Genomic DNA, 23334 nt, shown 5'->3' with positions numbered 1-23334 from the left:
TTCTAAGTATAAAAATACCCCGGAGGGGTTCCCGAGTGGCCAAAGGGAGCAGACTGTAAATCTGCCGGCTCCGCCTTCGATGGTTCGAATCCGTCCCCCTCCACCATATTCTTTCTTGTGATTATGTCATAAGAAAACACTTGGAAAGCCGTGTTGGGAAAACACTTTCTAAGTATAAAAATACCCTGGAGGGGTTCCCGAGTGGCCAAAGGGAGCAGACTGTAAATCTGCCGGCTCCGCCTTCGATGGTTCGAATCCGTCCCCCTCCACCATATTCTTTCTTATGATTATGTCATAAGAAAACACTTGGAAAGCTGTGTTGGGAAAACACTTTCTAAGTATAAAAACACCCTGGAGGGGTTCCCGAGTGGCCAAAGGGAGCAGACTGTAAATCTGCCGGCTCCGCCTTCGATGGTTCGAATCCGTCCCCCTCCACCATATTGAAAAAGCCAGCTCATCGAGCTGGCTTTTTTCGTTCTATACATCGTAAGATCAACACCCATTCTAACAATCTCTCGCTCACCCCATAGTGTCGCATTCATGTTCTACGAACTCCTAATGTAGCTAAGATCTTCAACCAATACCGACACATTGCTTTAAGCCAAACTCAACGTTAGAACCGATCTTTTAACAGGTAAGAGTTCTTCGATAAGACGCTGAATAGTATTAACTTTCTAAATCTCTCAAGAATAGACACAACAAAATACTAACTGAGCTATCCCAGATACCAGATGGTTAAGTCATTAGACTGCTAAATCATAAAACGACTGAGTTGTATTGTGCATAGCTACGGAGCATTGCCTTTCGCTTTTACCTGTAGAGCTCTCTCCGCTCATCCAACAATTAACAGATACAAAAAATCCCGCTAAATAGCGGGATTTAATTAAGACTAAAGTGAACGAGCTTGGTGATTAACCTTGAATACCAACAATCAACCAAGGTGCATTCGGTACTGTTAGGTCGCGCTCGAGGTGCCAGATATCTTCAATATCTTCCTCGACACCTTCTGCAGCATCACGGTAACGGCCACTAAATTGCAAACTTAATTGTGCTTTGTTCGCATCGTATTCAGCACGAACGATCTCTGCATCTACATACATCACATCAGTGTGCTGCTCACCTTCTAGCTTCGCGCGCTCAGCTTTCAGATCTTCAAATAGACTTGGAGAAACATATTCTTCAATAGTGTCTAGTTGGTTGTGGTTCCACGCACCTTGCAAAATGCGGTAGTGCTCACGAGAACCGTTAATAAACGCAGCTTGATCGAAACCCGGTGGGTAATTGTGTGGTACATCTGTTTGAGCACCAAAACCGGTGAAACCGCCTGCGTTAGTATTTGGTTGTTGTTCAAAGTTCTGCATGTTTGGTTGTTCAAACTTTGACGCGTTACCACCAAATGCCGGTTGTTGACGTTGCTGGTTCATACTGCCCTGCTTCGCACCTAACATTCCGCGCATAAGCTTAAAGATAATAAAGGCAATTAAACCAATGATTAGGATATCCATAAACTGGATACCTTCAAAAGCACCACCGAAGAACGCAGCAAGCAGACCACCAGCTAGAAGGCCACCTAATAGACCGCCCATCAAACCTTTCTTGCTAGAAGATTTGGTCGTTTGCTCTTTACCGATCGTATTGGTGTTTTGTTGCTGCTGTTTAGGCGCAGGTGCTGTTTTGTAGCTCTTACCAAAAGACTTACCACCACCAAACTTCTTCGCTTCTGCGATAGGAGTGACAGCAACGGTAAACATTAATAGAGCAACAATAGAAAATAAACGTTTCATCGTTATCCTTAAAGTTGACGATTGTTATACCCACGCAACCTCAGGTAAAAGAAGCCGTTTGGGTACATCTCAGATTGTGCTCCAAACCTTGTACATACAAGCAGTAGCACGCCAAAGATGATTGTTAGTTCATCATACTCCGTATGTCACCGTATGAAAACAATCTAAAGAGTCCGACATGTATCAGAATATTGCCAAACATGTCGCCTTCTGACGTGATTGCGCGGTTGACGCTCATTAAGTAGCTGTCTATCATATTGAACGTTGTTCAATAAAGCAGTTTGAGAGTATGGCGCGCAGAAACGATCACACCAGAGAAGAGTTGATTAACTTGACCTTAACGACGGTCAAAAATTTTTTAGATGAGAACTCTTACCACGAACTTAGCCTTCGTAAGATCGCTAACATGATTGGTTACGTGCCAAGCACATTGGTGAATATTTTTGGTAACTATAATTTGTTGCTACTTCATGCCGTGGCTCAAACTTTAGATGAGTTATCGCAAGAAGCGCTAAATGCAACAAAAAGCAGTAAAGATGCTCATCAAGCACTTTTTGAACTTGCATACTGCTACCACGATTTCGCGCAAAAACATCCTTACCGTTGGCAATTGGTTTTCGAACACAACATGAACGGTGCCGAACTTCCAGAATGGCATGCGAAACGTATTGATGGCATGACAGGCATGCTCGAATCATTACTCGCACAAATCGCTCCTCAACGTACAGAGTCCGAAGTCATTCAAGCGAGTCGCGTACTATGGGCTGGCGTACACGGCATTACTCTTCTAAGCGTTGATGACAAGTTTTTCTCAAGTGAGCCTGTAGATGGTAAAGAGTTAATCAGTAACTTGCTTTCTAACTACATCATGAACTGGTAACAAACAAAGGATTATCCATGTCATCCGACAGACAGCCGTCCTTGCTTACGCAAAGAAAGTTCCTGCCCTATTTTGTTACTCAGTTTTTTGGCGCTTTCAACGACAACATTTTTAAAAACGTTTTGTTGCTGTTTGTCGCTTTCGCTGGTTCTAGCGCATTACCCATTTCTAGTAACTTATTCATAAACTTAGCAGCTGGCTTATTCATTCTTCCATTCTTCCTTTTTTCTGCCTCTGCTGGAGTTTTGGCGGATAAATACGAGAAATCGTGGTTTATTCGCAAAGTAAAACTGTTTGAAATCGCTATCATGCTGCTAGGCGCCGTTGGCTTTATAACAGAAAGCTATGGTGTCTTACTTCTGCTGCTTTTCTTAATGGGTACGCAATCCGCGTTCTTCGGCCCCGTCAAGTACGCGCTTCTTCCTCAGGAATTAAACGCTAAGGAACTGGTACCGGGCAATGCCTTGGTTGAAGCCGGGACATTTATCGCCATTCTTATCGGCACGCTCGGTGCAGGCATTATTGCTTCTGCTGACAACGCGAAATATCTGGCCGCTTTCTGCGTGGTTCTATTTGCCCTGCTCGGTTACTTATCCAGTCGCTCGATTCCATTTGCTGCGGCAAGTGCCCCTGAACTTAAATTCCGTTGGCGACCTTATCAGCAAACTAAGCACACACTGGCGATCGCGAAATCCGATCGCATCGTATTTCAATGCATCATGGCCATCAGTTGGTTTTGGTTTCTCGGTGCTGCATATCTTACTCAGTTCCCAAACTTCACCAAGGTCTACCTGAACGGTGCAGAAAGCGCCGTATCTTTCTTACTTGCACTCTTCTCAGTAGGGATTGCTCTAGGCTCACTGGCTTGCAACTGGATATCAAATCATCGAATCGAAGTGGGCATCGTGCCAATCGGTGCCTTAGGCATCACCATCTTCGGTTACTTAATGGCGACATCAGTACCAACTGAGCTACCTGAGTTCGCAAACTTCATTGAATTTGTTCGTTTCGAGCCTTTCTGGCCTCTGTTTTTCTATCTGCTCATGATAGGAGCATCGGGCGGATTATTTATCGTCCCACTGTACGCCTTAATGCAACACCGAGCGAAGGAGACTGAACGTGCGCAAGTGATAGCAGGTCTGAATATCTTTAACTCACTATTTATGGTGGGCAGCGCGATCCTTGGCATTATATGCCTAAGCGTAGTAGAGATGAGTATTCCACAATTGTTTGCGCTTCTTGCAGTGCTTAATTTCTTAGTCGCGGCATATATCTTTCTACAAATCCCGATTTTTGTGGTTCGCTTTGCAATGTGGATGCTCACGCACACCATCTATCGTGTTAAACACAAAAATCTGCACAACTTACCTGAGCATGGTGGTGCATTGATTGTGTGCAATCATGTGAGCTACATGGATGCCCTGTTACTGAGTGCCGTATGCCCTCGTTTGATTCGCTTTGTGATGGAAGAAGATTACGCCAACCTGCCGCCGCTAAGACGCTTTTTACGCCGTGCTGGCGTGATACCAATTTCTGCTAGCAACCGAAGTTCTATTCGTCGAGCATTTAACGACGTCGAAGAAGCTCTCAATGAAGGCCATATTGTCTGTATCTTCCCTGAAGGGCGATTGACCTCCGATGGCGAAATGAACGACTTCATGCGTGGCATCGACATTATTCTGCGTCGAAGCCCAGTACCTGTGATTCCGATGGCATTGAAAGGATTGTGGGGTAGTTATTTTAGCCGCGCTAAAGGACGAGCATGCAGAGGGTTCCCGACTCGCTTCTGGTCCAAATTGGAAATTGAAGCTGGCGAACCGGTAGATCCTAGCTCAGCCACCGCACAAACTATGTTCGAAAAAGTACACGCATTGCGCGGAGATTGGCGATAAACAAAACGTTGAGAATTATTTGAGCACACGTTTAGATTATCTGAACGTGTGTTCAAATCATTAAGACAAACTGACCAGATACAGTGCGATATACTCTCGCTTTCACTAACGACAATGAATCATAAATCTTGAACAGAAAGTACATCCCCTTTGGACTGGCACTGCTTTTTTGCTTAACTCCTTTTGTGTCATCCCCTATTGCACTTGTTATTGGCTTCTTACTTGCCAGCTTTGGCTTAGTTCCTACTGAGTTACCCATCGCCTCTTTCACCAAAAAACTGCTTTCTTATTCTATTATCGGTTTAGGGTTTGGTATCAATTTTGAACAGGCATTGTCTGTCACGTCAGATGGTATCGGGCTAATTATCGCTACGATTGTCGGCACACTCGTCATTGGCTCACTCATCGCCAAAGTAATCAAACTCGAAACGACGACTGCGTATCTCATTTCATCCGGAACTGCGATATGTGGTGGCAGCGCAATTGCTGCGGTCGCACCAGCAATCAGAGCCAAAGATGAACAAATAGGTTTGGCACTCGCTACCGTTTTTGTACTCAACTCTCTAGCGTTGTTCATCTTCCCCGTCATTGGTCATGCGTTAAACCTAGACCAACACACCTTTGGGACGTGGGCGGCAATTGCGATTCATGATACTTCGTCTGTTGTTGGCGCTGCCTCTGCCTACGGTGAAGAGGCACTGACAACTGCAACCACGCTCAAACTGGCGCGAGCCTTGTGGATCATTCCTGTTGCTTTGATTAGCGCCGTGATTTTCTCACGTGGGAACAAAGAGAACGGTTCGAAAAAGTTAGTGATTCCTTACTTCATTTTCTGGTATTGCGCGGCCATCGCCTTTAGTGATTTCTTTCCACAATTTGAGGTGGTGTATCACGGTATTTTTACCATTGCGAAGCAAGCTCTGGTGGTGTGCTTATTCTTGATAGGATGTAGTATTTCGATTTCGAAACTGAAATCTTCGGGTCCTAAACCGCTGTTGTTTGGTGTGACTTTATGGGTATTAATTTCCACCACGTCACTAAGCTGGCTAGTACTTAGATAATCGTTGTCGACTTATCGCGTTGGTCGGAGGTTGACTCTTGTTTGTCACTCTTGAGCGCAAACACCAACGCGATAGCGATTAAAAACGCCGTCAATTCAGCTAACGAGCGAGTGAGCCCTTCACTGCTGATTGCGATGCCAATTTGTAATACCACTGCTATCAATAAAACCAATTTCACCATTCTGAAGCTTATGCCTTTCTGCTCTACGTTGAGACATAATTATGATTCAGAGTTATAAGGTTACGAAATTCCCTTTCCGACTAACACATAGCAAAATTGACTAATCTTCGCCTCATTTCAGCAGGGCAAATGAGCGCCAGCTATTTAACGTTGATTATCTAACTCATACAGCAACCACTCTTTTACCGCTTTACGCGAGACTTTAATCCCACCTTCTAACAAGGCTTGTGGCATCAAATAGTAAGCGATTGGACATTTAAACTTCTCAAGCTTTTTCCGCAAGTATTGCTCGAATTCCTGTTGGCTCAGTAACGCTTCGGATTGAATAACGGCTATAGGACGATGACCGAACTCAGCATCTTCGACTGGCACGACAATGCTCTGAATGACGCTTGGGATTTGGTTCAATACTGCTTCTATTTCCTCACAGTGAACGTTTTCTCCACCTGAGATAAATTGATTATCGGCCCGACCGATGATCTTTAACTCATCTCCTTGCCAAGTACCGAGATCCTTACTGTCGAACCAACCATCCTCGTCCACGAATGCCGTCACTTGACCTTGGTGAAAATAGCCTGAAGCTAGCGTTTGTCCACCAATGTAAATGCGCTCATCAACCAACTTAATCTTACGATTTTTTAGTAAATGCCCAGCATTGCTTACGTCATTGATCTGTTTTGCCGTAACGGTAGATGCAGCCTCGGTCATACCATAACCTAGCCACGTTTCGATGCCTTTTTCTGTGGCTCTTACCGCCAACTCAAGAGCCACATGGCTGCCCCCCAGCAAAACGTGCGTCAGTGACAGTTCAACATCATCATCTAGCAAGCGTTTAAGTTGAGTCGCCACTAAAGAGGCGTGTGAAACCGCGAGGATATCGTCTGCCAGTCTTCCCGTGCCGATTTTCAACGTTGCGCCAACAAACAACCAGCGATAGACAATCGCAAGGCCGGAAACATGATAAAGTGGGAGCGACAACAACCAAGTATCTTGTTGGTGGAAGGTGAACTCACATAGTAACCCCTCTGCCGAAGCGAGGTGCTGTCGATGCGTATGTACCACCGCTTTCGGTGCCTCCGTTGAGCCTGAGGTAAACACGATCGAAGCCAACCTGTCATGCTGATAGTCGTCCTCAGTGTTTTCAACCACGGTATCTACCGTAGGCAAAATGAGAAAAATCGCATTTAATGCTGCTTTATCTTCGCTAGAGTAAGCGAACTCACACTCCGGAGTTAACCAAACAAAACGCGTTTGATGATCGCCGTACAGTGTGCAGAGCTTACCTTGTAGCGCCTCGATTGGCTGAGGCATAGTCAACGCGGTGATGGCGCCTAACTGTTGCGCCGCTAAATAAAACAATACTGTTTCAACTTGGTTCTTCCCTACCAGAGTCACCACATCATCGCGCGTAACACCTTGCTGCAAGAGCGATTGCGCGTATTGAGTAACACGAAGCGAGAGCTGTTGCCAATTCAATGTTTCTTGAGGTGTTGCGAGTGCAATAGAAAAAGGGCTCGTTTGAGCCCAATACTTCCAAGGTGGAATCGCACTATTTTCTGTAGAGAATGGCTCTATGCTGAATGCCACACTAACTCCTGCTCAGACAAAGGAAGCACAGGAAGTTCGCACTTTGGCCAACCTTGCTCTAGCTGCGCTTTGAACAACCCGATAGTGTCCAAACCAGGAACTTCATCAGGCAACTGCCATTGCGCCAAACGTGCTAATTGGTTCAAACCAAGGCTCGACTCAATGCTTGAGCTGATCACCGCTTTCATACCTAACGCTTTTGCTTTTTCGATCAATTTAATGCAGAAGTCGACGGAGCCGATTAATGTCGGTTTGATAATGATCGCTTTCACGCCTGTCAGATCTTCAAGGCTAAAGTCTTCTCGACGAACGGCATCTTGCAGCGTTTCATCCCAAGCAATCGCGATACCAGTATTAATGGCAAAAGACATGCTGTCGCCTGGAGCTCGGCATGGCTCTTCCAAAAACGTAATTCGTTGGCGAAGAGACGGTGTAATGTACTTAGCAAACTGCTGCGCTTTTTCGGGAGTCCAAGCGCGGTTCGCATCCAGTCGAAGCGTTAATTGAGGGATAGATTCAAGGAAGAGATTCACAAGCATGCCGTCGCGAATGGGCTCATACAGACCCACTTTCACTTTTGCCACTTTCTCGCCTTCCATCTCGTTGAGTTTTGGAATCAACTCATCGGGATCGCCCGTACACAGTGGAGCAGTTTGATATTTGCCTTGCGTCGGCAAACCACCTTCTAACTCCAATTGAGCCATAGATAAGCCAAACGCAACTGAAGGATACATATTGGCATAATCAACCGGTATACCCGCGACCCAGCGTTCAGCCTGTTCTTGTAACTGAATGCCAGCCTCTTCGGTACTTTCCAAGCTAAAACCAAAAAGCGGTGCGACTTCACCTAATCCCATGTTCTCGCCATCAGATAGCTCAACAATGTAGCCGATGCGTTCCGTCAGCTTGTTATCACGCAGTATTACGCCACTGTCCATTGGAAGGCAGTAACGGTAAATCTTTGCTTTACGCATAATTCCTGTCCTATTACGTACAACCCAAGCTTGCTGGCTATAAGAACGAACCATCCTCCCTGAGGGCGAGGCGCTCGGGACTAAAAACGAAGCAGAGGAGCACTCTGGCTCCTCTTTATTTACGGATTATGGGTTACGAGGGAACTTGTCGAAGTCTGGGCGACGTTTCTCGTTGAATGCGTTACGACCTTCTTGTCCTTCATCTGTCATGTAGAACATCATCGTTGCGTTACCCGCAAGCTCTTGAAGACCAGCTTGACCATCACAATCGGCGTTCAATGCCGCTTTCAGGCAGCGTAGCGCCATTGGGCTATGCTGAAGAACTTCACGACACCATCGAACGGTTTCTTTCTCTAGATCTTCTAGAGGCACAACCGTGTTGACCAAGCCCATGTCTAACGCTTCTTGCGCGTTGTAGAAACGACATAGGAACCAGATTTCGCGCGCTTTCTTCTGGCCTACGATACGGGCCATGTAAGACGCGCCCCAACCACCATCAAATGAACCCACTTTAGGGCCCGTTTGACCAAACTGCGCGTTGTCCGCTGCAATTGTTAGGTCACACATCATGTGCAGTACATGACCGCCGCCAACAGCCCAACCCGCTACGGAAGCAATAACAGGTTTTGGACATGTACGAATATCACGTTGGAAATCCAATACGTTTAGGTGATGTGTACCTTGGTCATCTTTGTAACCGCCGTAATCGCCACGAATCTTCTGGTCACCACCAGAACAGAATGCATCTTCACCCAAACCAGTTAGGATGATAACGCCAACACCTGAGTCGTAGCGTGCATCTGCCAACGCATCAATCATCTCTTTTACCGTTTGAGGGCGGAACGCGTTACGCACTTGAGGGCGTGCAATGGTAATTTTCGCGATACCATCTTCAGACTTGTGGTAATGAATATCCTCGTATTTCTCGCCGCAATCTTTCCATTGAACCGGAGCGTAAAGTTCTTCTTCAGAAATGCCTACTGTTTTAGCCATGGTGATTCCCATTGTTCTCGTTGCTCTCACTGAAAGTGAGAATGAATTATTTGCTTAATGTGCATCGCAAACTGCTTTGGCTGCTCTTGATGAACGTTATGTCCTGCGCCTTCAATTTGTCGATACGCCAACCCGCTTGTTTGTGCCAGTTGGCTAAATTTTTTGTCTTTCGCGCCACACACATAATAAATGGATATGCGCTGTTGTTGCAGTGCGGGCAGTAAATACGCCTGCTTGGCTAACGATGTTGCCATCAACATGTTCGCAATTGCCGAGCCAAGATTAGCACTTCGCTTGGCAATTAATGTTTGTCTTTGCTCATGGTTTAGTGAAGAAAACACCGCTTGTTGATACCAATCGCTCAAAACACGTCCAAGTGGTTCACTCTCGAAGCGCAGTGCCCATTTTTGGTCGTTGTGCAATCTTGACTGTATCTCTGACTCTGTTTGAAGCCCGAAGTTTCCCCCTTCCACAATCGCGCCGACAATATTGAGATCTGAGAAGCACTCACCAGCAAGACCGTGCATTGCGATTCTTCCACCCATTGAGTAGCCAATCAAAATAAGTGGTTGTTGCGGAGGAAATAATAAAGATAGTGTGGAATTAAGAAGTTTGCAGCAATCATCGAGATCGTTGCACTTTGTAAACTGGCTGCGACCATGACCAGGAAGGTCTATAACGACTCGTTCAAACTGAGTCAGCTCATCCAAACAAGCTTGCCAATCAGCACCACTTCCTAAAAGACCATGCAAAAACACCAGAGTGGGAAGATCACCACTTTGGTGTTTTTCAGTTGGAGAGAGACGCTCAGAGTGAAGCATGCAGGCTCTTATTAAATGCCTTTATCAACTCTGCGGCTTGGCTTGGTAGGGTTTGAACTTCCACCAGCATTGTGCCTTGGCCGCTCGACAAGTGCTCGGCAACCACTGCTTGATACATTTCTAATGTAGTTGGCTTTTCATACTTTAAGCCAAACTGCTTAGCTGCATGTTCAAACTGATAACCGTGGGGCATTTGGTAGTACGCAGTGCGATGCTCCTGAGGCACTGGCAACATATCGAAAATCGCACCACCATCATTGTTTGTGACCACAAGTACTGATGGCAGATCATTACGAGAAAACAGCGCGAGCGAGTTGAGGTCATAAAGCGCCGATGTATCACCGATGTACATCAATAGCGGCTTGCCTCGCGAACGCTGAACACCCGAAGCTGTGGCAAATAGACCATCAATACCCGACGCTCCGCGATTGGTAAACACCTCAGTATTTAATCGGCCAAACATATCGACCAATCGAACAAACAAGCTGTTACCGAGAAAGACATCGACGTTCTGCGTTCGCTCTTCAATGTCAGCCGCTAACGCGATTTCATTAAGCGTTGAAGCTGATGAAGACAGAAACTCATCGCGAATGTGAGCGCGAACATGGGCTATATCGGTCAGCAATCCATCAGCCCACCCTTGAGTACTTGAGCTCTTAACATCAACACGCTCGACCCAACTTTTAGGTGATGCAGCCCAATGCAATTGCGGAAGGTGTGTTTGGTTATCTCGGCTTAAACTTGGCGAGATAAACCAGTACTGAACATCTCGGCCTTGTTGGCTTTGCGACACCTGTTTATTAATCCATTGGTTCAATCGCTTAGATATGATGCGGCTACCAAACTGGAGCACCAAATCACATTCGTCGAGTTGGCTGGCCAACTTAGGCTGTTGTAACCACAAATCATAATGTGACCAATCGGAGCTAACTCCACTTTGCGGATCCGCCAATACAGGCCACCCCATTTGCTGTGCAAACGCTTTTGCCGCTTGCGCGTGATCAGCAGGTAAGCTGCCAATAACAACCACTCCTTTTCTATCAGCACAAAATGGAATGTCACGGAATGATGGACTGACGAATCGTTGAGTATATGTTTGACCGCCTTTGCGCCACGCTTCGACACTGTTCAGGTAGCTTTGGTAAGCGCTTTTTTCCCCGTCAGAATACAGCGGCTCAGGAAAGGCGCAGTTAATGTGAACCGCGCTGCCATGTAACTGCTGGTTAAACATCACCTCATCAACCGAAGTGAGTAACCAGTTGAGCGGCGTATTTAAGGTCGGACTTGGCAAGTTCAAATTTGCCGATACATGCTGTGAAAAAATCCCAAGCTGATTAATTGCTTGGTTTGCGCCACAACCGACGAGTTCAACAGGGCGATCAGCGGTAAGCAAAACCAGTTTTTCGCCCGTTAATTTAGCTTCTGATACCGCAGGCAACAAGTTTGCGACCGCAGTGCCAGAAGTCACGATAACGGCTACCGGCTCTTGGCTCGCTTTCGCCAAGCCAAGCGCCATAAAACCTAATCCACGCTCATCAAAATGAGTATGAATGGAAAAATTTGGCTGTTCCGCCGCTTCTAAAGTCAAAGGAGTCGAACGCGACCCCGGCGCGATACAAACATGCTTCACACCAAATCGGTGAAGCTCAGTCAAAATGGTCTCTGACCAAATTCGATTGAGAACCGCTTGATCGTAACTCATGATGCCACTCCAAGTGGCGGATGATCGGAAATCAACGTTAACAGCGTCGACATCTTTTTATCTAACTCAGCCCATTCGTGTTCAGCAACTGATCCAGGAACAATACCCGCTCCAGCAAACAGCTGAACTTGCTCGCCAAGCACCAATGCACTTCTTATTGCCACACAAAACTCTGCGCGTTCATGGCTGATATAACCCATAGAGCCGGCATACCAGCCACGAGCAAACGGCTCGTTATCAAGGATGAACTGCATCGACTCTTTACGAGGCAAACCTGCCACTGCGGCCGTCGGCTGCAATGCAGAAAGCAGTTGTACGCCATTTGTGCCTGTTTTTAAGCTTGCATGAATATTACGTTTGAGGTGCTGCACCTTACGTAAACGCACCAATCTCGGTTCGGTTTCTACTTCTACTATTTCAGAATGAGGAGAAAGGCGTTCCACGATATCGTCCACGACGTACTGGTTTTCGTTTAAGTTTTTTGAATCCTGAGATAACCAATTCGCCAATTCCATATCATGAGTGGCATTGTCGCCGCGGCCAATAGTGCCCGCTAAAGCCTCGGTATGAAGTTCATGTCCAACACGAGAATACAAACGCTCTGGCGTAGAACCCATAAAACTGTGTTTGCTGTCTAAACTCAGCAAGAAATGAAAGCTGTGATGGTTGTTCAAATAGCTCGCTTTAAGCAGTTGTGCAGCGCTCAACGTGTTATCCAGTTGGACAGTAGAACGGCGAGCCAACACAACTTTTTTAAACTCATCATTCTCAATCCCAGTCAGAACTTTATGTACCAGCGCATCCCACTCAGATTTGATAGGAGTATGAACAATCGAGCGAATGTGTGACGAGATCGGAGGTAAAGCGGCGACATCGCAAATAAGCTTTCTCAAGCCTGCAAGCGTGCGCGCTTTGTCTTCAGTTAGGTTAACCGCGAGTGACCACTGCTGATCAAATCGAATCAGTTCAATTTGAGGCAAAAAGAAAAAAGAAGGCATGCAACGGCGATTTTTTTCGTGCTGGCCATCAAACGATCGCCCGCCCCATACTCGCTGCCCTTCACCAAGAATGGTATAGGCAGGACCCGGCTCAACAAAAGAGTGCAGCTGTCCTAGCGCGACGACCTCTTCACGAGTATCACGGGATTGCCAATAAAACTTGGGGAAAAGTGGTTGTGCATCAAGCCAATCAATAAATGCGAAATTCGGTTTTTCGCTGAGGGGCTCGACCAGACGTACTTGATTGCCTTCCGTGTGCTGAACTCGCTCGATAATTCTTTTTACGGCTTGATGGAACTCTGACAAATCAACCTCGAAGTATGTGAGGATAAAGGTAACTGACGGCTACTCTAAGTTTAGACCCAAAGCAAATCAAGGTCGTATGCGATCTTTTGCAAAATCCTGTGATAGCAAGCGAGCAAAAGTTAGCCTGCAAACGGATAATTTACAGATTTATATTCTAATAAAAAACAAATTATTGTATTTTAATAAAGAAATTAACGAATTTTTAGGAATTATACAATGCAAAATATCGGGATGTCGTCAAAACTCGACAATGTCTGCTACGACATTAGGGGTCCTGTACTCAAACATGCTAAGCGCATGGAGGAAGAAGGGCATAAAATCCTAAAGTTGAACATTGGTAACCCTGCCCCATTTGGTTTTGACGCCCCTGATGAGATTCTTGTAGATGTAATTCGTAATCTACCGACCTCTCAAGGCTACTGTGATTCCAAAGGCATTTACTCTGCGCGTAAAGCGGTGGTTCAACATTACCAACGCAAAGGCATTCGTTCTTTAGACGTAGAAGATGTGTACGTCGGTAATGGCGTGTCGGAGCTGATCGTGATGGCAATGCAAGCGTTGCTAAACAACGGCGATGAAATGCTCATCCCTGCGCCTGACTACCCATTGTGGACGGCATCAGTAGCGTTGTCTGGTGGCAACCCCGTTCATTATTTGTGTGATGAACAATCGGATTGGTATCCAGACCTTGATGACATCAAAAAGAAAATCACGCCGAAGACCCGCGGTATTGTTCTGATCAACCCGAACAACCCAACAGGTGCTGTATATAGTCGTGACTTCTTGCTAGAGGTGATTGAGATTGCTCGCCAGCACAAGCTGATCATTTTCGCTGACGAGATTTACGACAAAGTGCTTTACGATGGCGCAACACACACTTCTGTTGCGACGCTAACGGAAGACGTACTTGTGATGACCTTCAACGGGTTGTCGAAAGCTTACCGGGTATGTGGTTTCCGCGGTGGGTGGATGTTCTTAACTGGTCCAAAACACTTAGCACAAGGCTACGTTAACGGTCTAGAGTTGCTCTCTTCTATGCGTCTTTGTGCCAACGTGCCGATGCAACATGCGATTCAAACCGCGCTAGGTGGCTACCAAAGTATCAATGAGTTGATCTTACCTGGTGGCCGATTGCTAGAGCAGCGTAATCGCGCGTTCGAGCTGATCAACCAGATCCCAGGGGTATCTTGTGTGAAACCCAAAGGTGCCATGTACTTATTCCCTAAAATCGATACCAAGATGTACAACATCAAGAATGACCAACAGATGGTGCTCGATTTCTTGAAACAGGAAAAAGTACTGCTAGTACAAGGCTCAGGTTTTAACTGGCCAAAACCAGACCATTTCCGCATTGTGACTTTGCCACATGTTGAAGATCTGGAAACCGCAATCGGACGCTTCGAGCGATTCCTATCAACCTACAGCCAGTAAAGAATCACTGGTAGTAATTAGTGTTGATCTCTCATATGCTTAGAGGAACTCCTAGTAAGTTCCTTTTTTTATACCAGAAACGGAGAAAGCCATGAAAGAAAGCCATTTTTTCGCCCACTTGGCACGAATGAAGCTTATCCAACGCTGGCCTTTGATGCGCTCTGTATCACCAGAAAACGTTTCGGAACACAGCTTACAAGTCGCATTTGTCGCTCACGCACTCGCGTTAATTAAAAACAAAAAGTTCGGCGGCACGCTTAATCCTGAACGCATTGCTCTTCTCGCGATGTATCACGATTCAAGTGAAGTGCTCACTGGCGATTTGCCAACTCCCGTTAAGTACTACAATCCCGAAATCGCAAAAGAATATAAGAAGATAGAAGCCGCTGCCGAGCACAAATTACTTTCTATGTTACCGGAAGAATTTCAGGAAGATTTTGCCCCATTTCTACTTTCTCATTCGTCTCACGAAGAAGACTCTCAGATAGTAAAACAGGCCGACTCCATCTGTGCGTACTTAAAATGTTTGGAAGAACTAAGCGCAGGTAACCATGAGTTTGCCTTAGCAAAAAAGCGCCTAGACGTCACTTTACAAGAACGTAAAACGCCAGAAATGGAATACTTCCTTAATACATTCGCCCCAAGCTTTGAGCTATCGCTGGATGAAATCAGTTAGCCAGTTTAGTTTATGGAGATAAACGTGTCGTTTGAATTACACTCTTTGTGGCAAGAGCGCCACGATGATGAGCATAAAATCCGCCGTGATGACCATCGCAGCCCCTATCAACGTGATAGAGCGAGAATCCTGCACTCTGCGGCATTTCGACGCCTGCAAGCGAAAACTCAAGTTCATGGCAACAGCTTGGAAGACTTTCATAGAAGTCGACTTACCCACTCGTTAGAAGCGGCCCAATTAGGCACGGGGATTGTCGCGCAACTCAAAAAGAAACAGTCTGAATTTAAAGAACTATTGCCCTCGGACAGTTTGATTGACTCTCTGTGTCTCGCGCACGATATCGGCCACCCACCATACGGACACGGTGGCGAAGTCGCATTGAACTATATGATGCGTAACCATGGTGGCTTTGAAGGCAATGCGCAGACTTTTCGTATTGTGACCAAATTGGAGCCATACACTGAGCACTTCGGGATGAATCTATCGCGCCGAACTTTGTTAGGTTTGATCAAATACCCAGCACTCATCAGTCAGACTCGTTCAGTCAAGCTGCCAAACCCTGCAGAACATCAACGCCGATTAAAAGCCAAAGAATGGAGCCCAGCGAAAGGCATCTACGATTGTGATAAAGATCTGTTTGATTGGGTTATCGCTCCACTCAGCGAGAATGACAAAAGCCTGTTGAGCCAAATGCGCTATCGACCAGACTCCGATTTAGAGCACAGCAAAACGCGCTTTAAATCCCTCGACTGCTCCATTATGGAGCTCGCCGATGATATTGCGTATGGCGTGCACGACTTAGAAGATGCCATTGTGCTGGGTATGGTCACACGTCAGCAATGGCAAGAAGGTGCAGCAAGTCAGTTAGCCGATTGCGGTGATCCTTGGTTTGAAGAACATATCGGCTCTATTGGACAAATGCTGTTTAGCGGTAAACATCACCAACGCAAAGATGCGATTGGCGGTATGGTCAATGCCCTACTTACAAGCATCTCTATTAAAGTGGTTGATGAACCATTCCAAAACCCTTTACTGGCATGGAATGCTTGTTTAGAACCGCATATGGCGAAAGCGCTAGATGTGCTTAAACATTTCGTCAGTCAGTATGTCATTCAAGTGCCGCAGGTACAGATTGTCGAATACAAAGGGCAACAAATCATCATGGATATATTCGAAGCACTAAGTGCCGATCCTGAACGATTGTTGCCAATACACACAAAAGAGCTTTGGCAGAGTGCAACTAGCGATAGTGGCAAAATGCGAGTCATTGCCGATTACATATCCGCAATGACCGATGGTCATGCGCAAAAGCTACACCGCCAATTGTTCTCTTCGATTGTGTTGTAGAACGTTGTTCTACTTGTTCAAATAATTTTTTTCAAATACGCCCGGAGGCATCTGGGCGATTTGAAATTCAATCATCCTGTCAAAAGCATTAAGTAGCGGCGAGAAGTCGTTATCCGGCTCCAATAAACTCAACGCATAAAACCCTGCTTCCACTGTCGAAAGACTGTTGTCTGAAGGCGCTTTACGAATTGTATAGTGACCTTGTAAATCCTCGGGAAGCTTTACTGTGGTTAAAGCGTGCAAGTTGGTGGAAAGCTGCCACATTTTATAGGCTTTTTTCCACGTGCCATCGAGCAAAATTAGGCGTGTTTTTCTTGTGCGCTCGCTCTCGGTACACGCAATGTCTGAAAGGCACTGTGATTGCTCCGACGGATAAAGGATAAAATGCTGATACGCTTCATCGGTGAGTAACGCGTTTAACTGTGCGTCGTCAGAAAAATCCTCGCCAATCAAACAAGTACAGTTCTTTAAACTCAAATTGAGAATCCGTGCCGTACCAAGTGGACGATGCGCTTCACTCGTATGCTGAAGAATGATAAGTTCAACCCCGCTTGCTAGCGGTACAATCCATTGGCAAATACAGGCTTTGCGCGATTTTCCACACTGAGAACAATAACGAGACATAGAGTGAACCTTTATACATTGCTGACCATCATCAGCGTTATCTGCTTAGTACTACAATTCGAACCAATGGCGAGCCTCACTGAATGGCACGCTTACAACATACGTCATGGTGAATGGTGGCGAATCGTAACAGGAAATCTCACGCATACCAACTTTGCCCACCTTGGAATGAACTTGGCAGGATTATGGGTTATCGCGTTTATATTCCGTCCTAGTGCACGCAACTTCTCGATTGTTTTTCTTTTGCTTTGTGCCTTTGTCGGCGCAATGAACTTACTGACTAGCATGTCAGTCTATGTCGGCTTGTCTGGCGTCTTACACGGTTTGTTTGGTTTTTGGGCTCTCAGAGAAGTGTTTGAAAACAGAAGAAGTAGCCTACTCTTAGTCGCCGGACTTATTGCGAAAATCGCATGGGAGCAATTTTATGGCCCTTCAACCAGCACTGCTGCAATGATAGGCGCTCGTGTTGCTGTTGATGCACATCTGTTTGGTGCAATGGGAGGCTTAGGTATGGCATTAGTAGAGAAAGGATTCCATCGCCGTATATTTGGATAAAAAATCCCGAACCACGAAAGAGGGTTTGGTTCGGGAAAGCAGTAACCGGAAACGAAAACTCATTAAGAATACAGTGGTCGAAGCCCGCGTTTATAGAAGAATGCGGTCTTCGTTTTTCTTGATGGTTGCTTCACCAATTCCTTTTACATTGGTTAAATCAGCTGCTGTTTTAAATGGGCCGTGCTCGGTACGGTAGTCAACTATGCTTTGCGCTTTCTTTTCGCCAATACCTTTCAGCATCGTTGCTATCTCTTCTGCAGAAGCAGTATTGATATTGACCGTAATTTCAATTCCTTCATATTTATCAGCCTTGGTATCAGCGGCCAAACTGAGTGGTGCGAACACCACTAAACACAAGGTTAAAATCCATTTCATATTGAACATATACACTCCAAATTAACGCTCTGAAATAATCCGCCCTAATGTAGGCAAACACTCATCGTCATTGAAGTTTGTTTAAACAAAAATAAAACGGGCCGCTTACGCGACCCGTTTTAGTTAACATGCAAATTACATAATTAGTGCTTAGTTGCTCACAACAAAGTACTCAATGTCTGTGTTAGCACGCAATACAGCGAGAACAGAAGATAGATCCTGCTGAGATGATGCACGTTGCATTTGCATCGCAACTTGATCTTCTAGCGAACTATCTAGTTCCGCTTTCACAGCATCCAGTTCAATCACTACGATGTTGCCTTCAAGGTCTTTCGACTGACCGTAGACAGGTTTGCCATCTACTGGCTTCGCCATTGCAAAGACGGTAGTTGCTAGTGGCGAACGACGGTCAACGGTCTCTTGCTCACCAAATGTTAGGTTGTTTTCCGCAAGAACAGCCGTATTGCCTTCATTCAGAGCAGCTACCACTTTTGTACCTAGCTCTAGGGCACCTTGCTCACCTTTAACGCGAGATAGTTCCGCCACAACTTGGTCTTTCACTTCAGCTAATGGAAGCACTGTTTCGTCACGAGAATCTTCAACACGAACAACAATAATGTGCTCAGGCGCAACTTCAATCGCTTCAGAGTTCAGACCGTCTTCTTTCACTTCTGGGCTCAGTAGTGCTTGCATAACGGCTTGGTTGCGTAGAACCTCAGGAGCATCAACTTGAGAGATGAAGTCTGTTGTCTTCACTTCTTGGTTAATGGCTTTAGAAGCATCATCTAGTGAATCAGGGTACTCAAAAGCAACACGCTCAAGCTCATTTTGTAACTCGTAGAATTGATCCACCGCTTTTTGGTCTACTAGCTCTTGCTTAATCTCCGCAGCCACTTCATCAAATGGTTTTGCAACGGCATCTTTCAGCTCTTCTAGCTTGATAATGTGGTAGCCAAAGTCAGATTTTACTAGACCAGACATGTCACCTGGGTTCTTAAGTGCAAACGCAGCTTCTTCAAAAGCAGGATCCATAACATCACGTTCGATCCAACCTAAGTCACCGCCGTTTTCAGCACTACCGAAATCATCAGATTTCTCTTGCGCTACCGCAGCAAAATCTGCACCTGCGTTCAATTCATCTAAGATAGCTTGTGCTTTTGCTTCATCATCACCTTCAACAAGAATGTGCGCCACTCGGCGTTGCTCTTCTGAAGAGTATTTGTCTAGATGCTCGTCGTAGTATTTCTTAACGTCTTCATCTGTTACTTGAATCTGCTTCTTAAGTGCTTCAGCAGACAACTCAACGTAAGACACTTTCACTTGCTCTGGACGAGTGAAGTTATCTGGGTTTGCTTTGTAGTAAGCTTGAATTTCTTCGTCAGTTAACTCAACTTTCTTCGCAAACTCTGCCAAATCGATGGTTACAGTGCGGATGTCGCGTGTTTGGGTAAACAGTTTACCCTGAGATTGAACTTCGCCTGGAAGAGTAAACTCACTGCTTTGAAGCGCTGTTAGAAGCTGCTCACGCACCAATTCACGACGCATGTACTCAGCAAAAGAATCAGGAGAGAAACCTGCACGACGTAGCGATGCTTGGTAAATTTCTTGATCAAACTGACCGTTAGATTGGAACTGAGGCATTTCAAGAATCATGCTACGAACTTGAGCATCGCTGATTCGTAAGCCAAGTGCTTCAGCTTGTTGGTCAAGCAATACGTCATTAATCATACGATCAAGCACTGATTTGCGGAAAGATTCAACGTATGCAGGGTCAGCCAACATTTGAGAGAAGTAGTCACCCAATTGAGCTTGCATGCGATTGCGCTCATTTTGGTAAGCCATCTCGAACTCACCACGAGGAATCTCGGTGTTACCTACTTTCGCTGCTGAATTGTTGCTGCCATTCACTAGGTAGCTACCTACACCGGCAAATACGAAAGACAGGATGATAAGTCCAAGGATAATTTTGACCGCGATGCTATTCACGCCTTCGCGTAGTCGATCCATCATAATTTAACTGCTCTCCACAATTGAAGCGTACGGCTTCTAATAGAAAATATAATGACGCGATAATATCAGAAAAAGAAATGCGCATCAGTATGATGCGCATAATTTAAAAAAGTTCGGCTCGAAGTTTGTAAATTTTTGTTCGAAACTTATTGTTTGAGCAAAAGTTATTCAAATGGCCGGCAACAGAATCACGCTTTAATTAGTTACAAGCGTCTTTCAGTGCTTTACCTGCTTTGAAAGCTGGTACTTTTGCTTCTGCGATTTGGATTTCTTCACCAGTTTTTGGGTTACGACCAGTACGTGCAGCACGAGTGCGAACACTAAATGTACCGAAGCCAACTAGAGCAACTTGATCACCAGACTGAAGTGTGCCACTTACTGCTTCGATGAATGCATCTAGAGCACGACCCGCTGACGCTTTAGAGATGTCTGCATTTTCTGCGATTTGTTCTACTAATTGAGTTTTATTCACTGTGATTTCCCCTTTGTGCCATCTGTGATTATTTTTGTGATGACTTTTCGTTCCATAGTTAAGAAAATATGCTCCAACCCTTATTTTTCAAGGGCTGGCAGCTATCGAAACTAACTTAGCGCCCAAAAAAAACGCTGACAAGCCTTTTTAGGCTTATCAGCGCAAACTTTTACTTATTTTTGCTGCACATCACTATTTTTTAGCTTCAAACTCAACGCCTGTCGGGTCTCGCTCTAGTGCAACTTTAAGTACTTCATCAATCCACTGAACAGGGATAACTTGCAGATCTGCGATAACATTCTCAGGAATCTCTTCCAGATCACGCTCGTTATCTTTCGGGATAAGCACTGTCTTTATGCCGCCACGGTGTGCCGCAAGTAACTTCTCTTTTAAGCCACCGATTGGTAATACTTCACCACGTAGGGTGATCTCACCCGTCATCGCAACTTCAGCTTTTACCGGGTTACCTGTAAGAGCCGATACCAAAGCAGTACACATTGCTGTACCCGCACTTGGGCCATCTTTCGGCGTCGCACCTTCAGGCACGTGAACGTGGATGTCTTTTTTCTCGTAGAAATCTGAGTTAATGCCCAGTTTATCTGCACGAGAGCGCACCACGGTCATTGCAGCTTGGATAGACTCTTGCATTACGTCGCCCAGTGAACCTGTTTGAGTAAGCTTGCCTTTACCTGGCATAGATTGAGTTTCAATCGTTAATAGATCGCCACCCACTTCAGTCCAAGCTAGACCAGTAACTTGACCAATTCGGTTGCTTTCATCAGCTTTCCCGTAATCGAAACGTTGAACACCCAAGTATTCTTTTAGGTTGTCCATCGTTACCGTCACTGATTTGATGTCTTTATCTAGCAGGATGTTCTTCACTGCTTTGCGGCAGATCTTAGAAATCTCACGCTCAAGACCACGCACACCCGCTTCACGAGTGTAGTAACGGATAATACCGATGATTGCTGAATCTTCGATGACTATCTCGTTTGGTTTCAAGCCATTACGTTGCACTTGTTTTTCAACAAGGTGACGCTTCGCAATGTTTAGTTTTTCATCTTCGGTGTAACCGGATAGACGAATCACTTCCATACGATCAAGTAACGGACCAGGAATATTCATCGAGTTAGACGTTGCAACAAACATCACATCAGACAAGTCGTAATCCACTTCTAGGTAGTGGTCGTTGAATGAGTTGTTTTGTTCAGGGTCTAATACTTCAAGCAACGCTGAAGCCGGGTCACCACGCATGTCTGAAGACATTTTGTCGATTTCATCCAGAAGGAAGAGAGGGTTTTTCACACCAACTTTCGACATTTTCTGAATCAGCTTACCTGGCAATGAACCAATGTAAGTACGACGGTGGCCTCGAATCTCTGCTTCATCACGCACGCCACCTAGGGCCATACGTACGTATTTACGGCCAGTAGCAGATGCAATTGAGCGGCCAAGCGATGTTTTACCCACGCCTGGAGGACCAACAAGACAAAGGATTGGACCTTTTAGCTTGTTAATGCGGTTTTGAACTGCCAAGTATTCCAGAATACGCTCTTTCACGCGCTCTAGACCATAATGGTCTTCGTTCAGAATCTCTTCCGCTTTCGCAAGATTTTTCTTCACTTTAGAACGCTTAGTCCAAGGTACACTTACCATCCAGTCGATGTAGCTACGAACCACGGTCGCTTCTGCGGACATTGGAGACATCATCTTAAGCTTTTGCAGCTCTTGCTCTGTCTTTTCACGTGCTTCTTGCGGCATTTTTGATTCGTCGATCTTCTTTTGCAGAGTCTCAAACTCATCAGGAGCGTCTTCCATCTCACCCAGCTCTTTCTGAATCGCTTTCATTTGCTCATTCAGATAGTACTCACGCTGAGACTTCTCCATTTGCTTTTTCACGCGACCACGAATGCGTTTCTCAACTTGTAGCAAATCGATCTCTGATTCCATCTGGCCCATTAGGAACTCTAGACGCTCAGTAACATCAATAATTTCAAGTACTTGTTGCTTGTCAACAAGTTTAAGAGGCATATGTGCCGCAATCGTATCAGCTAGGCGTGCCGCTTCATCGATACCATTCAGTGACGTTAGCACTTCTGGTGGAATCTTTTTGTTTAACTTAATGAAGCCTTCGAATTGGTTGATTGCGCTGCGAACAATCACTTCTTGCTCACGTTCATCCAATTCTGGTGTTACGATGAATTCCGCCTCAGCTAAGAAGAAATCACTTTCTTTGAAATGATTAATTTTTGCGCGCTGCTGACCTTCAACCAGTACTTTTACTGTGCCATCAGGGAGCTTTAGAAGTTGAAGAATGGTAGCTACCGTACCCACTTCGAATAGGTCATCAACCGTTGGTTCATCAGTGTCAGCTTGTTTTTGAGCCACAAGCAGAACTTGTTTGTTTGTTTCCATCGCCGTTTCTAGACAGCTAATCGATTTCTCACGACCAACAAACAATGGAATCACCATGTGCGGGTAGACCACTACGTCACGTAGAGGTAATACCGGGATCTCGATACGCTCGGAACGTTCCAAGTTCATATAATTCTCTCTTCCGCTTTCACGTTTAACGTATTACTTAAGGCAGTATATGGGGGCTAATTGTTTGGATTCAATAAGAGAAATAAAAAAAGGAGGTAATTACTTACCTCCTTTTTCATTC

The 23334-nt window shown here is 45.5% G+C and carries 20 protein-coding genes and 3 tRNA genes; 10 read left to right on the top strand and 13 right to left on the bottom strand.

Features of this window, described 5'->3' with window-relative positions:
* The first annotated feature begins 21 nt into the window (after positions 1–21).
* The 3 genes from BIW15_RS06425 to BIW15_RS06415 all read left to right on the top strand — a co-directional run bounded on the left by BIW15_RS06425 (position 22) and on the right by BIW15_RS06415 (position 438).
* Positions 22–106: transfer RNA gene (locus BIW15_RS06425), tRNA-Tyr, on the top strand.
* An 81-nt stretch (positions 107–187) separates the two neighbouring features.
* Positions 188–272 (top strand) — tRNA-Tyr (locus BIW15_RS06420).
* A gap of 81 nt (positions 273–353) precedes the next feature.
* A tRNA-Tyr gene (locus BIW15_RS06415) sits at positions 354–438 on the top strand.
* Between the two features lie 473 nt (positions 439–911).
* On the opposite strand, the gene BIW15_RS06410 is transcribed toward BIW15_RS06415, so the two are convergent.
* Complete coding sequence (locus BIW15_RS06410; RefSeq protein WP_005495957.1) at positions 912–1784, bottom strand: Tim44 domain-containing protein; 873 nt, start codon at positions 1782–1784, stop codon at positions 912–914.
* Positions 1785–2073: 289 nt separating this feature from the next.
* Here BIW15_RS06410 and BIW15_RS06405 point away from each other — a divergent pair, with 289 nt between their 5' ends.
* The 3 genes from BIW15_RS06405 to BIW15_RS06395 all read left to right on the top strand — a co-directional run bounded on the left by BIW15_RS06405 (position 2074) and on the right by BIW15_RS06395 (position 5617).
* Positions 2074–2664, top strand: coding sequence for a TetR/AcrR family transcriptional regulator (locus BIW15_RS06405; RefSeq protein ID WP_005456899.1), 591 nt, complete (start codon positions 2074–2076; stop codon positions 2662–2664).
* A 17-nt stretch (positions 2665–2681) separates the two neighbouring features.
* Positions 2682–4556 (top strand): MFS transporter, encoded by a 1875-nt coding sequence (locus BIW15_RS06400; RefSeq protein ID WP_077280699.1) that lies wholly within the window; start codon positions 2682–2684, stop codon positions 4554–4556.
* A 128-nt stretch (positions 4557–4684) separates the two neighbouring features.
* Complete coding sequence (locus BIW15_RS06395; RefSeq protein WP_017448694.1) at positions 4685–5617, top strand: YeiH family protein; 933 nt, start codon at positions 4685–4687, stop codon at positions 5615–5617.
* Here the strand turns inward: BIW15_RS06395 and BIW15_RS25065 are convergent.
* From BIW15_RS25065 to BIW15_RS06360, 7 genes are all read right to left on the bottom strand, one after another.
* The gene (locus BIW15_RS25065; RefSeq protein ID WP_025498671.1) at positions 5610–5798 is read right to left on the bottom strand and encodes a hypothetical protein; all 189 of its coding nucleotides are present in this window, start codon (positions 5796–5798) and stop codon (positions 5610–5612) included. The genes BIW15_RS06395 and BIW15_RS25065 overlap by 8 nt on opposite strands.
* Positions 5799–5942: 144 nt before the next feature.
* The gene (gene menE, locus BIW15_RS06385) at positions 5943–7385 is read right to left on the bottom strand and encodes an o-succinylbenzoate--CoA ligase (protein ID WP_077280698.1); all 1443 of its coding nucleotides are present in this window, start codon (positions 7383–7385) and stop codon (positions 5943–5945) included.
* Complete coding sequence (menC, locus tag BIW15_RS06380; RefSeq protein WP_023624116.1) at positions 7370–8359, bottom strand: o-succinylbenzoate synthase; 990 nt, start codon at positions 8357–8359, stop codon at positions 7370–7372. The genes menE and menC overlap by 16 nt, the downstream gene beginning before the upstream one ends.
* 126 nt (positions 8360–8485) lie before the next feature.
* Positions 8486–9352, bottom strand: coding sequence for a 1,4-dihydroxy-2-naphthoyl-CoA synthase (menB, locus tag BIW15_RS06375; protein ID WP_005482536.1), 867 nt, complete (start codon positions 9350–9352; stop codon positions 8486–8488).
* 26 nt (positions 9353–9378) lie between these two features.
* Positions 9379–10173, bottom strand: a complete 795-nt coding sequence (gene menH / locus BIW15_RS06370; RefSeq protein ID WP_077280697.1) for a 2-succinyl-6-hydroxy-2,4-cyclohexadiene-1-carboxylate synthase — start codon at positions 10171–10173, stop codon at positions 9379–9381.
* Positions 10160–11875 (bottom strand): 2-succinyl-5-enolpyruvyl-6-hydroxy-3-cyclohexene-1-carboxylic-acid synthase, encoded by a 1716-nt coding sequence (gene menD, locus BIW15_RS06365; RefSeq protein ID WP_077280696.1) that lies wholly within the window; start codon positions 11873–11875, stop codon positions 10160–10162. Before menD ends, menH begins: the two co-directional genes overlap by 14 nt.
* The gene (locus tag BIW15_RS06360; protein ID WP_077280695.1) at positions 11872–13179 is read right to left on the bottom strand and encodes an isochorismate synthase MenF; all 1308 of its coding nucleotides are present in this window, start codon (positions 13177–13179) and stop codon (positions 11872–11874) included. The genes menD and BIW15_RS06360 overlap by 4 nt, the downstream gene beginning before the upstream one ends.
* Before the next feature lie 216 nt (positions 13180–13395).
* Here BIW15_RS06360 and BIW15_RS06355 point away from each other — a divergent pair, with 216 nt between their 5' ends.
* The 3 genes from BIW15_RS06355 (at position 13396) to BIW15_RS06345 (ending at position 16633) form a co-directional block, all read left to right on the top strand.
* A complete protein-coding gene (locus BIW15_RS06355; protein ID WP_005456922.1) occupies positions 13396–14610 on the top strand; it encodes a pyridoxal phosphate-dependent aminotransferase in 1215 nt (404 codons plus the stop codon).
* A 91-nt stretch (positions 14611–14701) separates the two neighbouring features.
* A complete protein-coding gene (gene yfbR / locus BIW15_RS06350; RefSeq protein ID WP_005482513.1) occupies positions 14702–15286 on the top strand; it encodes a 5'-deoxynucleotidase in 585 nt (194 codons plus the stop codon).
* Positions 15287–15298: 12 nt separating this feature from the next.
* Complete coding sequence (locus BIW15_RS06345; protein ID WP_179115234.1) at positions 15299–16633, top strand: anti-phage deoxyguanosine triphosphatase; 1335 nt, start codon at positions 15299–15301, stop codon at positions 16631–16633.
* Between the two features lie 9 nt (positions 16634–16642).
* On the opposite strand, the gene BIW15_RS06340 is transcribed toward BIW15_RS06345, so the two are convergent.
* The gene (locus BIW15_RS06340; RefSeq protein ID WP_005456903.1) at positions 16643–17257 is read right to left on the bottom strand and encodes a tRNA-uridine aminocarboxypropyltransferase; all 615 of its coding nucleotides are present in this window, start codon (positions 17255–17257) and stop codon (positions 16643–16645) included.
* 3 nt (positions 17258–17260) lie between these two features.
* Here BIW15_RS06340 and rrtA point away from each other — a divergent pair, with 3 nt between their 5' ends.
* Positions 17261–17812, top strand: coding sequence for a rhombosortase (gene rrtA, locus BIW15_RS06335; RefSeq protein ID WP_005495980.1), 552 nt, complete (start codon positions 17261–17263; stop codon positions 17810–17812).
* 90 nt (positions 17813–17902) lie between these two features.
* Here the strand turns inward: rrtA and BIW15_RS06330 are convergent, their stop codons facing one another.
* The 4 genes from BIW15_RS06330 to lon all read right to left on the bottom strand — a co-directional run bounded on the left by BIW15_RS06330 (position 17903) and on the right by lon (position 23213).
* Positions 17903–18187 carry a ComEA family DNA-binding protein gene (locus BIW15_RS06330; protein ID WP_021449594.1) on the bottom strand — a complete coding sequence of 95 codons (285 nt, stop codon included), beginning with the start codon at positions 18185–18187 and terminating at the stop codon, positions 17903–17905.
* 150 nt (positions 18188–18337) lie between these two features.
* Positions 18338–20197, bottom strand: coding sequence for a peptidylprolyl isomerase (ppiD, locus tag BIW15_RS06325; protein ID WP_005482527.1), 1860 nt, complete (start codon positions 20195–20197; stop codon positions 18338–18340).
* A gap of 199 nt (positions 20198–20396) precedes the next feature.
* Positions 20397–20669 carry an HU family DNA-binding protein gene (locus BIW15_RS06320; RefSeq protein ID WP_005382341.1) on the bottom strand — a complete coding sequence of 91 codons (273 nt, stop codon included), beginning with the start codon at positions 20667–20669 and terminating at the stop codon, positions 20397–20399.
* A gap of 192 nt (positions 20670–20861) precedes the next feature.
* Positions 20862–23213 carry an endopeptidase La gene (gene lon, locus BIW15_RS06315; protein ID WP_005493728.1) on the bottom strand — a complete coding sequence of 784 codons (2352 nt, stop codon included), beginning with the start codon at positions 23211–23213 and terminating at the stop codon, positions 20862–20864.
* Positions 23214–23334 lie beyond the last annotated feature (121 nt).

It is taken from the genome of Vibrio sp. SALL6 (genome assembly GCF_002002385.1).
Lineage (GTDB): Bacteria > Pseudomonadota > Gammaproteobacteria > Enterobacterales > Vibrionaceae > Vibrio > Vibrio parahaemolyticus.
Note: the sequence above shows the minus strand (reverse complement) of the source record. Positions and strands in the feature narration are given on the sequence as shown.

Bases quoted from the DNA above. Each gene is read 5' to 3' on its own strand.
- BIW15_RS06410 (WP_005495957.1), bottom strand. From the start codon at position 1,784: ATGAAACGTTTATTTTCTATTGTTGCTCTATTAATGTTTACCGTTGCT.
- BIW15_RS06405 (WP_005456899.1), top strand. From the start codon at position 2,074: ATGGCGCGCAGAAACGATCACACCAGAGAAGAGTTGATTAACTTGACC.
- BIW15_RS06400 (WP_077280699.1), top strand. From the start codon at position 2,682: ATGTCATCCGACAGACAGCCGTCCTTGCTTACGCAAAGAAAGTTCCTG.
- BIW15_RS25065 (WP_025498671.1), bottom strand. From the start codon at position 5,798: ATGGTGAAATTGGTTTTATTGATAGCAGTGGTATTACAAATTGGCATC.
- menC (WP_023624116.1), bottom strand. From the start codon at position 8,359: ATGCGTAAAGCAAAGATTTACCGTTACTGCCTTCCAATGGACAGTGGC.
- menB (WP_005482536.1), bottom strand. From the start codon at position 9,352: ATGGCTAAAACAGTAGGCATTTCTGAAGAAGAACTTTACGCTCCGGTT.
- menH (WP_077280697.1), bottom strand. From the start codon at position 10,173: ATGCTTCACTCTGAGCGTCTCTCTCCAACTGAAAAACACCAAAGTGGT.
- menD (WP_077280696.1), bottom strand. From the start codon at position 11,875: ATGAGTTACGATCAAGCGGTTCTCAATCGAATTTGGTCAGAGACCATT.
- BIW15_RS06355 (WP_005456922.1), top strand. From the start codon at position 13,396: ATGCAAAATATCGGGATGTCGTCAAAACTCGACAATGTCTGCTACGAC.
- yfbR (WP_005482513.1), top strand. From the start codon at position 14,702: ATGAAAGAAAGCCATTTTTTCGCCCACTTGGCACGAATGAAGCTTATC.
- BIW15_RS06345 (WP_179115234.1), top strand. From the start codon at position 15,299: ATGGAGATAAACGTGTCGTTTGAATTACACTCTTTGTGGCAAGAGCGC.
- BIW15_RS06340 (WP_005456903.1), bottom strand. From the start codon at position 17,257: ATGTCTCGTTATTGTTCTCAGTGTGGAAAATCGCGCAAAGCCTGTATT.
- BIW15_RS06330 (WP_021449594.1), bottom strand. From the start codon at position 18,187: ATGAAATGGATTTTAACCTTGTGTTTAGTGGTGTTCGCACCACTCAGT.
- ppiD (WP_005482527.1), bottom strand. From the start codon at position 20,197: ATGATGGATCGACTACGCGAAGGCGTGAATAGCATCGCGGTCAAAATT.
- lon (WP_005493728.1), bottom strand. From the start codon at position 23,213: ATGAACTTGGAACGTTCCGAGCGTATCGAGATCCCGGTATTACCTCTA.